Source organism: Burkholderia sp. HI4860 (assembly GCF_002223045.2).
GTDB lineage: Bacteria > Pseudomonadota > Gammaproteobacteria > Burkholderiales > Burkholderiaceae > Burkholderia.
Genome location: NZ_NKFO02000003.1, coordinates 80686 through 92936, shown reverse-complemented (window position 1 = coordinate 92936; position 12251 = coordinate 80686). Strand labels below are relative to the sequence as shown.

At 65.1% G+C, this 12251-nt stretch carries 10 protein-coding genes; 9 read left to right on the top strand and 1 reads right to left on the bottom strand.

What is annotated here, in order from left to right:
* Positions 1-44 precede the first annotated feature (44 nt).
* Positions 45-185: a hypothetical protein gene (locus CFB34_RS15465; RefSeq protein WP_179243632.1), complete on the bottom strand. Its 141-nt coding sequence runs from the start codon at positions 183-185 to the stop codon at positions 45-47.
* Positions 186-379: 194 nt separating this feature from the next.
* Between CFB34_RS15465 and CFB34_RS15460 the strand changes: the two genes are divergently transcribed.
* From CFB34_RS15460 to CFB34_RS15420, 9 genes are all read left to right on the top strand, one after another.
* Positions 380-964, top strand: a complete 585-nt coding sequence (locus tag CFB34_RS15460) for a fimbrial protein (RefSeq protein ID WP_089440040.1) — start codon at positions 380-382, stop codon at positions 962-964.
* Positions 965-988: 24 nt separating this feature from the next.
* A complete protein-coding gene (locus CFB34_RS15455) occupies positions 989-1744 on the top strand; it encodes a fimbria/pilus periplasmic chaperone (protein ID WP_089440041.1) in 756 nt (251 codons plus the stop codon).
* Positions 1745-1925: 181 nt separating this feature from the next.
* Positions 1926-4550: a fimbria/pilus outer membrane usher protein gene (locus CFB34_RS15450; RefSeq protein WP_089440042.1), complete on the top strand. Its 2625-nt coding sequence runs from the start codon at positions 1926-1928 to the stop codon at positions 4548-4550.
* A 4-nt stretch (positions 4551-4554) separates the two neighbouring features.
* Complete coding sequence (locus tag CFB34_RS15445) at positions 4555-5355, top strand: fimbria/pilus periplasmic chaperone (protein ID WP_089440043.1); 801 nt, start codon at positions 4555-4557, stop codon at positions 5353-5355.
* A 77-nt stretch (positions 5356-5432) separates the two neighbouring features.
* On the top strand, positions 5433-8444 hold the full coding sequence (locus CFB34_RS15440; protein ID WP_089440044.1) for a filamentous hemagglutinin N-terminal domain-containing protein: 3012 nt from the start codon (positions 5433-5435) through the stop codon (positions 8442-8444).
* 58 nt (positions 8445-8502) lie between these two features.
* The gene (locus CFB34_RS15435; protein WP_089440045.1) at positions 8503-9678 is read left to right on the top strand and encodes a fimbrial protein; all 1176 of its coding nucleotides are present in this window, start codon (positions 8503-8505) and stop codon (positions 9676-9678) included.
* 186 nt (positions 9679-9864) lie between these two features.
* Positions 9865-10680 (top strand): ABC transporter substrate-binding protein, encoded by an 816-nt coding sequence (locus tag CFB34_RS15430; protein WP_089440046.1) that lies wholly within the window; start codon positions 9865-9867, stop codon positions 10678-10680.
* A gap of 97 nt (positions 10681-10777) precedes the next feature.
* Positions 10778-11500 (top strand): amino acid ABC transporter permease, encoded by a 723-nt coding sequence (locus CFB34_RS15425; RefSeq protein WP_089440047.1) that lies wholly within the window; start codon positions 10778-10780, stop codon positions 11498-11500.
* Positions 11501-11502: 2 nt separating this feature from the next.
* Positions 11503-12228 carry an amino acid ABC transporter permease gene (locus CFB34_RS15420; RefSeq protein WP_089440048.1) on the top strand — a complete coding sequence of 242 codons (726 nt, stop codon included), beginning with the start codon at positions 11503-11505 and terminating at the stop codon, positions 12226-12228.
* The last annotated feature ends 23 nt before the right edge of the window (positions 12229-12251 follow it).

The window sequence follows — 12251 nt, the reverse complement described above, 5'->3', positions numbered from 1 at the left end:
TTCGCCGCACTTGTTATGTGAAAAGTCAAAACAATTTTTACACTTCATGAGTTGAATCGAAACGCCATGTCGAATTGTTCGCGTCGTGTGTGCGTCGCGCGGCGCTCCTGATTCGATCCGATGGGGCTTCGTGAGGCGCCATCATCGCGGCTGATCAGCGCGCCGGATGGAAAAATGATGCTCATCTTTCTTACTCGTACTATTTGATGGATGATTGCGAGCCAATAGAATTGCTTCGTTGTCGTTTTTCTTGGGTAAACAATTTAATTATTCGAGATGACGCGACGCGATCGGCGCTTCGGGGAATCGAGTCCATGAAAATCCGAAGCCGATCAGGCTGTTCCGAGAACAATCTTCTATTTTGAGAGGAATTCCAGAGATGAACTTGAATTTGCTTCGGAGTTGCATTGCGGCAGGCATCGCGAGCGCCGTACTGGTACCGTCACTCGCCCATGCATTTGACGGCGAACTGGCCTTCTACGGAAGCATCTCCGACGTTACGTGCAACGTGAACGGCCAGGCGCCAGGCGCCGGCAACCGGCAAGAGGTGCAACTCGGCGACCGCATCAGCCCGTCCACGTTCGACAAGATCGGCGCGACGTCGCCCGATACAGAGTTCAACGTGAAGATCGGCGGGAATACGGGCTGCACCGACGGCACGAAGGTCGTGATCGAATTCGATCCGGTGTCGGTCAACATCAATCCGTCGACCGGCAACCTGAAGCTCATCGGCACCAAGCCGGCGGAAGGCGTCGAAATCCAGATCAAGGACGCGGGCAACGGCAAGACCGGCAAGATCATGCTCGGGAAGCCCCAGAACATCTCGGATGCCCAGGTCGCGACGGTCGCGAGCAACACGGCGACCTTGACCTATAAGGCGGCATACGTGTCGACGGTCGCGAGTACAAACATCAAGACGGGTTCCGGCAATTCGTTTATCCGGTACATGCTCGCTTACCACTGATCGTCGCAATTCGCGTTCCACGTCATGACATTTTCAATTCGCATTCCTTATTTGAGAGTCGTGGCCGGTGTCGTGGCGTGGACGGCCTGCGCCACGCTGGCGCAGGCCGCGCTCCTGCTCAACGGTACGCGAGTGATCTTTCCCGAGCACGCTCGCGACGTGACGATTCGGATGGAGAATTCCGGCACCCAACCGGTGCTCGCACAGAGCTGGATCGACGACGGACGAGCCGACGTTCCGCCCGAGCAGATGCGCACACCGTTTGTCGTTGCACCGACCCTGGTGCGAGTCGAGGCAGGGCGCGGTGCGGTGTTGCGCATCACAAACATGCAGGAATCGCTCCCCACCGACCGCGAATCGGTGTTCTGGCTGAACGTGCTCGAGGTGCCGGCGGTTCAGCAAGATGCGGAAAACCAGTTGCGCTTCGCGTTTCGAACCCGGATCAAGTTGTTCTATCGGCCTTCGATACTTGTGAACGACGTCGACACGGCACAGGACCAACTCGCCTGGAAGGTGCCCGCCGAGGCGACGCACGCGGGCCAGCGGCAGGTCGCGCTCGAGGTGTCCAACCCGACGCCGTACTACGTTTCCTTCGGGACGGTCGAGGGCGAAGTCGGCGGCAACTTCATCTCGGCCGGTGGCGGGATGGTTGCGCCGTTCGGTACGCAGCGGTTTCCGTTACCCGGCGTCGCGCAATCGCATCGCCCGACGTCCGTGCGCTACGTGACGATAGACGACTACGGCGGGCGCACCACCATAACAAGAAAACTGATCGACTAAGTCGCGTCACTCCAAGCAACGCATTCAGCAGGCACCACCCGGCATACCGATTCCGATGTATCGATTCGGTATGCAAAATAACGCTATCCACATGCGCAGGTCAGTAGTTTTCCATTCGTCACGCACGTCGGAGGTTGGTCCGCAACTTTCGCAGCATCCATGTCTGCTGGCAGTCGCCTCGGTGTTTGCGTTGATCGCGATGACGTCGGGCGCGAACGCCGGCGCGGAGACGATCGACGTGGCGGTGCGGGACGATGCACACGGTGAGCGCGCCGACGCGTCGCCGGAGGCCGGCAAGACTCATTTCGACGGCTCCATGCTGATGCACGGCCTGGGCGGCGAGCGGATCGATACGACGCCGTTTGAGCGTCCGAACGCCGTCATGCCGGGGCTGCGTCGTGCAGATCTGATCGTCAACGGTCAGTGGCGCGGCGTGGAGGAGATCACCTTCCGTCGTGGTGCGCGGGGCGACGTGCTGCCTTGCTATGACCGGCTTCTGTTGCAGCGGGCCGGTGTCGATCTCGACCGGAGCGCGCGGGGGCAGGACGCGGACCAGCCGTCAAACCCGATGCCGGATGGAACGATTTGCGATGCGCTCTCCCGGTACATACCCGGTGCCGCACTGTCGTTCGATGCGGCCGAGCAGAAACTGTATCTGACGGTGCCGGCGTTCTACATGCGGCTTGCCGGCCGGAGTACCTACGTCGATCCGGCGAACTGGACGAACGGCGTACCCGCCGCCTGGCTGAACTACAGCGCCAGCGGATTCACGACCCGCTCGGGCGGCGCCGAATCCTCGCAGCTCTACACGGGCCTCTCGATGGCGGCCAGCGCCGGGCGGTTCAGGATTCGCCACAACGGCAACTTCACCTGGTCGCAGCGCGGCGGCGCGCGCTATCAGCGCGGCTACGTCTACGCGCAGACCGATCTTCCCGACTGGCATGCGCAGCTGTTGGCCGGCGAAAGCTCGACCAGCGGGATGCTGTTCGACGCCGTATCGTTCCGCGGCGTGCAGATCGCCAGCGACGACCGCATGCTGCCCGACGAGCAGCGCTACTACGCGCCGGTCGTGCGCGGCGTCGCGCAGTCGAATGCCAAGGTGGCGATCTACCAGCGCGGCTATCTTGTGCACGAAACGACCGTCGCGCCGGGGCCGTTCGCGATCGACAATCTGCAGGCGATGAGCTACGGCGGCGACCTGAACGTGACGGTGACCGAGGCCAGCGGCGAAACGCGCAGCTTCGTGGTCCCGTTCGCGACGACGGTTCAACTGCTGCGCCCCGGCAGTACGCGGTTCAGCGCGATGGCGGGCAGGGCGATCGACCTCGGCGGCAACGTCGGCACCCAGTATGTCGGCCAGTTCACGGTGCAGCGCGGCGTCAGCAATGCGGTGACAGCCTACGGCGGGGCGGCGTTCGCGAGCCGCTACCAGTCGGTGTTGATGGGCGTCGGGCTCAACACGTCGATCGGCGGCTTCGCGGCCGACATCACGATCGCGCGCACCCAGCCGTCAGGCAGCGAGCGCCTGACCGGCTCGAGTGTTCGCGTGTCGTACAGCAAGAACCTGCCGAACAGCGGCACGAACTTTTCGCTGCTCGCGTATCGCTACTCGACGAAAGGCTACCTCGGCCTGCGCGACGCGTTGCTGCTGAACGGTCAGAGCAACCAGGGTACGGACGCCGCATCGTTCGCGCGGCTGCGCAATCGGGTCGATCTCAACGTGAGCCAGCAGGTCGGGCGCTCGGGCAGCGTTTATGCGAACGGATCGGCGCTCAGCTACTGGGCGGGCGGCGGGCAGTCGCTCAGCTTCACGCTCGGCTATAGCACGCAATGGCGCGACGCGACGCTGACCGCGTCGGTGCAGCGCGTGCGCAATCTGTCCGCGCGGCAATCGTCGTTCGGCGGCGGCTCGGACAGCACGCTCGTCAGCGTGAACGTTTCGATTCCGCTGGGACGCAATACGCGGCGTGCGCCGATCTTCAGCACGTTCATGACGCAGGACAGCAGTGCCGGCACAAGTGTCAATGCGAGCCTGGCCGGCCGCTTCGGCGAGCGGGGTGACGGATCGTACTCGCTGTCGTCGAGCTATGACGGCAACAGTCGCGCGCCATCGGGCAGTTTCGGCGTCGGCTATCAATTGCCGGCCGCGTCGCTGTCGGCGAGTATCGGCATCGGGAGCGATTACCAGCAGGCGTCCGCCAGTGCGACTGGCGCCCTGGTGCTGCATCCGGGTGGCCTGACGCCTGCGCCCACCTTGAGCGAGACGATCGGCGTCGTGCATGCGCCGCACGCGCGGGGCGCGCTGGTCGCGAACACGAGCGCACGTGTCGACCGGTTCGGCTACGCGATCGTGCCGAGCCTCACGCCGTATCAGCTCAACAAGATCGACCTCGATCCGAAGGATATTCCCGACGACGTCGAGCTCAGGACGGTATCGCGCAGCATCGCGCCTCGTTCGGGCTCGATCGTCATGCTGTCGTACGACACGCTGAAGGCGCGCGCGCTGCTGATCGACGCACAGACCGAGGACGGCCGGCCGCTGCCATTCGCGGCGCGTGCACTCGATGCACGTACCGGCGCCATGCTGGGCGGGGTCGGGCAGGGGAGTCGACTACTGGTGCGCAGTGCCGACGACGACGGGCAAATTCGCGTCGAATGGGGCACGCGTGCCGATCAGCGGTGCGTGATCGACTACTCGGTGTCACCGCAGGAGCAGACTGCCCGCGGCTACGTGACGCTGACGCGCGTCTGCCGTGCGATTCCCGTGACGGCGCCTGTCGCCGCAGGCCGTGGCGAGGGGCAATAGGTCGATGCACGGTCACGCTTTCCTTCCCGCACCTGTGGTTATCCGATCGTCGTGCCGAGCCCTCGCAACGACCCGCACTGCCAGGATCGTGCGCGCCGCGGTGGTGGCTTGCGCGGCGAGCGTCGGCGCGGTCACCGGCCACGCGGCGCTGTCCGTGGTCGGTACCCGCTTCGTCTATCCCGGCGATGCCCGTACGCTGACGATCCTCGCGCGCAACGGTGGGGCTGACCCGATCCTGGTTCAGGCGTGGCTCGACGTGGGCGACGCGAATGCCGATCCGAGTCGCCTGCGCGTGCCGTTTGTCGTTTCGCCACCGCTCACGCGACTCGATCCTGCTCAGCCGCTGTCGATCCGCGTGCAGTCTGTCGGGGGCGATTTGTCGACCGACCGGGAATCGTGCTTCTGGCTCAACCTGCTGGAAGTGCCGCCAGCCACCCCAGCGGCCGACCGAGTGCTGCGTATCGCGTATCGGCTCCGAATGAAGCTGCTGGTTCGGCCGCCCGGTCTGGACGGCGATCCGGACGACGCACCGAAACGGCTCGAATGGATGCATGGCGACTCGCACGCCGATTCGTCGATCGTGGCGCGCAACCCCACGCCGTACTACGTGACGCTGACGCGCATCCTGCTGAACGGTGAACCCGTCGTGCTTGCGAACGGCGCGGTGGACGTCGCGCCGTTCGGTCGGGCGGAGATCCCGACCGGCATGAAGGCCGACGCGAAGGCGGGTGGCGCGATTGTGTTCGACGCCGTCGACGACAGCGGTGCAGCGCTCGAGCATCGGGCGAGGTTCGCGCGGCCGTGATCGACCTACCGCCAATGCTTGCAGTACCCGTCCTGTCGGGGGTCGACAGGGTTTCAACCACAACAAGGAAAACGAGAATGAACAAGGCATATGCTTTGGTATGGAACGCCAGGCAGGGCGTTTGGCAGGCGGTCGGCGAACGGGTACGCCGGCACGGCAAGTCCGCGACGCGCGTGCGCGTCGTCGCGGTGGCGGCGCTGTTTGCGAGCGGCGCGGCGACGTCCGTGCATGCGCTGCCGACCGGCGAGAACGTCGTGTCCGGGAAAGCCGACATTCTGCGCTACGACAACGGGCAGCAGATGTCGATCAACCAGCACACCGACAAGCTGGTCACGAACTGGCAGACGTTCGACGTTGACAAAGGGCAGCGCGTCACGTTCAACCAGCCGTCCGTGACGTCCACCGCGCTGAACCGCGTGGTCGGTCAGGATGCCAGCGCCATCTATGGCACCATCGAGGCGAACGGCCGCGTGTTCCTCGTCAATCCGAACGGCATCCTGTTCAGCAAGAGCGCGCAGGTCAATGTCGGCGGCCTGGTGGCGACGACGCTGGACATCAAGAACGACGACTTCGAAGCCGGTCGTTTCCGCTTTTCCGGCAAGTCTCCGAGCGAAGTGCAGAACTACGGCAATCTCGTGGCGAGCGAAGGCGGCGCGATCGCGCTACTTGGCGCGAAAGTCGTCAACAGGGGGACCGTGCAGGCGCAGCTGGGCACCGTCGCATTGGGCGCGGGCAGCGACGCCACGCTGAACTTCGACGGCAGCAAGCTGCTGAGTGTACAGATCGACCAGGGCATCATGAACGCGCTGGTCAGCAACGAGCAGTTGCTGAAGGCGGACGGCGGACGGGTGCTGATGGGCGCGAAGACCGTCGATACGGTGCTGCGCACGGTGGTCAACAACCAGGGCACGATCGAAGCGCGCACGCTCAGGAATGTCGCGGGACGAATCTCGCTGGACGGTCACGACGCCGGCACCGTCAACGTCGCGGGTGTCATGAACGCGAGTGCGGCGACGCCGGGCAACGGCGGCACCGTCGACACGCGCGGCGCCGACGTGAAGGTGGCGCTCGGCGCGATGGTCGATACGCGCGCGACCAACGGGCGCGGCGGTACGTGGCGCATCGCATCGTCCGACGTGTCGGTCACGGCGGGTGCGAATCAGCCGGGCACGATCGTGGCGGATACGCTGTCGCGCAACCTCGCGACCACCGACGTCGAACTGATTGCCGAACGTGGCGCGATATCGGTCGACGGGCCGGTGACCTGGGCCAGCGGCAACCGGTTGGCGCTGACCAGCCGGCAAGACGACGTGTCGGTCACCGGCGCGCTGCGCGCGACCGGCGCGAATGCGCGCGTGGCCATCGACGCGAAGAACAGTGTGCGGATCGCGGCACCGATCGCGCTGACCGGCGCGAATGCGCTGCTGACGCTCGACTATGGCGTCGCGCATTCGCTCGCGGGTGGCGCGGCCGTGACGCTGTCGGGAGCGGGGGCCGGCTTCGAGTCGAACGGCTACCGCTATACCGTGATCCAGAACCTGCAGCAACTGCAGGGCATCAATACGAATCTCGGCGGGCTGTACGTACTCGGCAACGCGATCTCCGGCTCCTGTTCCTGGTATGCCTGTACCACGTTCAAGACCATCGGCTCGGGCGCTTCGTTCTTCGGCGTGTTCGATGGTCTCGGCAATTCGATCAGCAACCTCGTCATCACGAGCAGCGATCCGTATGCGGGGCTGTTCGGCCGCAACACGGGGACGCTCGCCAACCTCAACCTGAAATCGTTGAGTGTCAGTGCCGCTTCCGGTGTCGGTCCGGTATCCATCGGCGGACTGGTGGGCGAAAACGCCGGCAAGATCACGAACGTGACCGCGACGGGCATGAAGGTGAGCGCCGGCGCGAGCCGCAGCAATGCGCTGGGCGGACTGGTCGGCATCAATCGCGGCGAGCTGTCCCAATCGTCATATGCCGGATCGGTGACGGGCAACGGAATGTCGTATGCCGTCGGCGGGCTGGTTGGCGAGAACCGCGTGGATTGGAAGGGGGGCGGCATCGTGTCCGATGGCGATTCCAACGCGACCGTATCCGGCGGTGCATCGAATCTCGCATCGATCGGCGGTCTGGTAGGCGTGAACCGGGGCGGTGACATTTTGAACTCGACGAGCCGCGGCACCACGTCTGGCGTCAATATTGCCGGCGTGCACGTCGGTGGGCTCGTGGGCGCGAACCTGTTCGGCACGATCTTCAAAGGCACGGCGCTGGGGCGCGTGACAGGTGGTGGCTCGGGCGGTACGGCGGGCGGGCTCGTCGGCCTCAATACCGGCAAGATCGTCGAGTCGATTGCGAGCGGTGTCGTCGACGGCCGATACGCACAAGCGATCGGCGGCTTTGTCGGACTGAACCAGGGCAACGTGACGGACGGCAAGGCAATGGGCGCCGTCATGAGCGCATCGACCGGTTCGACGGGCGGTTTCGTCGGCAGCAACGTGGGCGCGGACGCGGTCATTTACATGAGCGAAGCGCATGGCGCGGTCACCGGTGGTCAGGGTGCGAACGGCGGCTTCGTCGGCAGTCACCTCGGCGGCAAGATTGCACACTCGGTCGCGCGCGGCAAGACGACCGGTGGCAACTACAGCAAGACGGGCGGCTTTGTCGGCAGCAACGCGGCCGAACTGACCAACAACGACGCAAGCGGCGACGTGTCTGGCGGCACCAGCGCGTCGGTGGGGGGCTTCGCCGGCGCCAACACGACGTCCGGCACGATCGAGACCGCATGGGCAACCGGCAAAGTGTCGGGTGGCTCGTCGAGCACCGTGGGCGGGTTTGCCGGAGAAAATCTCGGCACGGTGCTCGACGCAACGGCATCGGGGACGGTCAGCGCCGGCTACTATGCGACGCTCGGCGGCCTGATCGGCCTGAACGCCGGGCTCGTCGAGCGCTCGGGCGCGAGCGGGCGGATTAATGTGTCGTCGTATCAAACCCTGGGCGGCCTCGTCGGCATCAACCGCGGCATCTTCCGCAACAGCTTCGTATCCGGCGAGGCTGCGCTGCAGAGGATCGCCGGCCTTAATCTCGGTGTGATCGAGTAATGCAGCAGGCGGCGGGCGAGCATGACCGGCGTCCGCCGCCGATGCAACGGGAGACAGCATGAAGACGATTCAATGGCACTCGCCCGGGAGAGCCGGTCAAGCGATGCGTCGCCTGGCGATGGCGGGATATCTGGTGATTGCATTCGGCGCGCATGCCATCGCGCAAGAAAGCGGTGGCTTGACAGCGGTGGATTGCAGCTACAGTAACCTCGACGCGACAGCCTGGCGCATGGTGACACCGTTGACGAGTACGACGCCGGATAACGCGATCTTGTATCAACGTACCGTTTCTCTCTTTGTCTCATTCAAGTACGGCAAGGCTTTGACGCAGCACGAACTGGTGACCGCGGGACATTGGGCGCCGGGCAGTATCGTCACGGACGGCACCGCGCAGACGAATGTATCCGGCATCGGCTTGCAATGGGCCGGTGTGTCCGGCGACAGCGTCGAACGCACGCTGCAGCAGGGCGCGTTGCCGATGGTGACCGCGAAGTACGGGCTCGGTAGCTCGGGCGGCGTCGGTTCTGAAACGCAAATCATGCGTTTCCGGCAGTATCTGGTCCTCACGAAGCCGGCCGCACAATTGCCGCAAGGCAAGCTGGTCGTCAAGAACCTGCCGGGCAATCCCACTGTCGCAATCTATGCGATCGACTTTCCGAAAGGTCTCGCGTCGGTGGGCGGCACCGTGACGGTGCCGGAGCAGACGACTCCCCCCAACCTGTGCAAGCAGATGAAGGCGTTTGTCGGCGTCGGCAACGTATGTATCGGCAGCGAGTGCGAACTCCATGTGCCGAATCGTTGCGAGGTTGTGACGAACACGGTGAAATCCGTCACGCTCGGCAATTTCGCGATCAGCAGTTTCCCCGCGATGCATGCCACGTCGAAGCCGGTCAATTTCGATATCACGCTCAGCAATTGCGCGGCCGCGGCCAAGCCGTCGATCAGTTTCCGGGACAAGGCCCCGCAGCCGAACCCGGACAAGACGCTGCTGCAGCTGAGTGCGCCGGCCGGTCAGGCGGTTGCACGGGGGTTCAACATCGCGATGAAAAACGAGTTGACCGGTGAGCGGATTGCGTACGGCGAGCCGGGCACGGCCACGACTTATCCGATGCGGCGCACGGGTGACCTTGCCTCGATCCCATTGAGTGCCTGGTACGTTCGCACCGGTACGGATGCGGAACTGAAGCCCGGCTATGCGGGCGGCGGCGCGGAATTTTCGTTTACGTTCCCGTGACGACGCGCGCCGCATCGCGCGGGGCTCATTACGAAACCCGCTGAGCAAATCACCATTTGTTGGTTCGGATTCGCCGCACGCGCTGATACGTTAGCGGCTTCGCGACGACACACTCCGTCGCGATGTTCTTCGAACCGGGCCGCCGCGCGATCCGCGGCGGCCTTCATAACAAATCAGGTCGTGCTCATGAAATTCCACACGCTCGCTACGTGGCTCGTCGGAGCTGCGCTCATCACCGCAGGCACCGTCGCGCAGGCGGACCGTCTCGACGACATCAAGAAGGCCGGGGTGCTGCGCGTCGCAACGTTCGACAGCAACCCGCCGTTCGGCTATGTCGACGGCAAAAGCAATCACATCGTCGGCCTCGACGTCGATTATGCGAAGGCACTCGCCGACAAGCTCGGCGTGAAGCTGCAGCTCCAGCCGACCAACCCGGCGAACCGCATTCCGTTCCTCACATCCGGCAAGGTCGATCTCGTGCTCGCGAACTTCACGATCACCGACGAGCGCGCGAAGCAGGTCGACTTCAGCATTCCGTACTTCTCGTCGGGCCAGCAGTTTCTCGCGAAGAAGGGCGTGCTGAAATCGGCCGACCAGCTGAACGCGCTGCGCGTCGGCGCCGACAAGGGCACGACCAACGAAATCACGCTGCGCGAGAAATTCCCGAAGGCGACGATCGTCGCGTATGACGACACGCCGTTCGCGTTCGCCGCGCTGCGCGCCGGCAACGTGCAGGCGATCACGCAGGACGGCCCGAAGCTGATCGGGCTGCTCGCGAACGTGCCCGACAAGCAGAACTACGAGATCCCGGCGTTCACGATCTCGAACGACTACATGGGCGTCGGCGTGCCGAAGGGCGAGACGCGCCTGCTCGGCTTCGTCAACGACACGCTGAAGGGGCTCGAGGCGAACGGCCGCGCCGCGCAGATCTACGACGCATGGTTCGGGCCGACGACGAAGACGCCGCTCACGCGCATCTTCCGGATCGGCGACAAGACCTGATCCGCATCGCACGCGCGCCGCGACGGGCCAAAGCATCATTGGCCGAGCGGCGCTTTTCGCATTCTTCCGATCGCGCGCTTCGCGCCCGCAACACAGCATGCTCGGGTTGGCTCCCAAATACCTGTCCTGGCTCTGGCAGGGCTTCCTGCTGACGCTCGGCCTCGCGGCCGCGTCGGCCGTCGTCGCGACCGCCGGCGGGCTGCTGCTCGCGGTCATGCGCCATGCGCGCGGCACGGCGCCGCGCGCGATGGCGGCCGCGTACGTCGTCACGTTCCGCAACACGCCGCTGCTCGTGCAGTTGCTGTTCTGGTATTTCGGTGTCGCGTCGCTGCTGCCCGAACCATGGATCGCGTGGCTGAACGCGCGCCATGCATTGAGCATCGGCCCGTTCACGCTTGCGTGGCCGTCGTTCGAATTCGTCGCGGGCTGGGTCGGGCTGAGCGCCTATACGGCCGCGTTCGTCGCCGAGGAGTGCGAAGCCGGCCTGCGCGGCGTGCGGCGCGCGCAACACGACGCAGCGGCCGCGCTCGGCCTCACGCCGATGCAGTCGCTGCGTTACGTGGTGCTGCCGCAGGCGGTGCGCATCGCGTTGCCGCCGCTGTTCGGCCAATACATGAATCTCGTGAAGAACTCGTCGCTCGCGATGGCGATCGGCGTGGCCGAGCTGTCGTATGCATCGCGGCAGGTCGAGACCGAGACGTTCAAGACCTTCGCCGCCTTCGGCGTGGCGACCGTGCTGTACGTCGCGGCGGTGGCCGCGATCGAAGCGCTCGCGTATGCGGCCACGCAATGGCGCGACCGGCTGGGAGCGGGGCGCTGACGATGGATCTTTCGCTGCTGTTCGCCAATCTGCCGTATCTGCTCGTCGGCGCGTTCCCGGAAGGGCCGCTCGGCGGCGCCGCGCTGTCGCTGCTGCTCGCGATCGCGTCGGCCGTCGCCTCCGCCGTGCTCGGCATCGCGCTCGGCGTGGCGATGGCGCTTGCGCGCGGCCCCATGCGCGTGCTGCTGCTCGCGTTCATCGGCTTCTTCCGCGCGATTCCGGTGCTGATGCTGATTTTCTGGACCTACTTCCTGATGCCGATGCTGCTGCACATGGACGTGCCGGGGCTCGCGACGGTGGCGTGCGCGCTCGCGCTGATCGGCGGCGCGTATCTCGCGCACGCGGTGCATGCGGGCATCGTCGCGGCCGGCGACGGGCAATGGCAGGCCGGGCTGTCGCTCGGGCTCACGCGCTGGCAGACGGTGCGCTACGTGCTGCTGCCGCAGGCGATCCGGATCATGACGCCTTCATTCGTCAACCAGTGGGTCGCGCTCGTGAAGGACACGTCGCTCGCGTATATCGTCGGCGTGCCGGAGCTGTCATTCGTCGCGACGCAGGTGAACAACCGGCTGATGGTGTATCCGGCACCGATCTTCCTGTTCGTCGCGCTGATCTATCTGGTGCTGTGCACGTCGCTCGACGGCGCGGCACGCTGGCTGCTGTCGCGGCGCCCGCGCGCGGAACGCGCCGCGCACGCGGCGGCGGAATATACGGAACCCGCGCGGTGACGCTCGCTTGCTGCGCCGTTTCG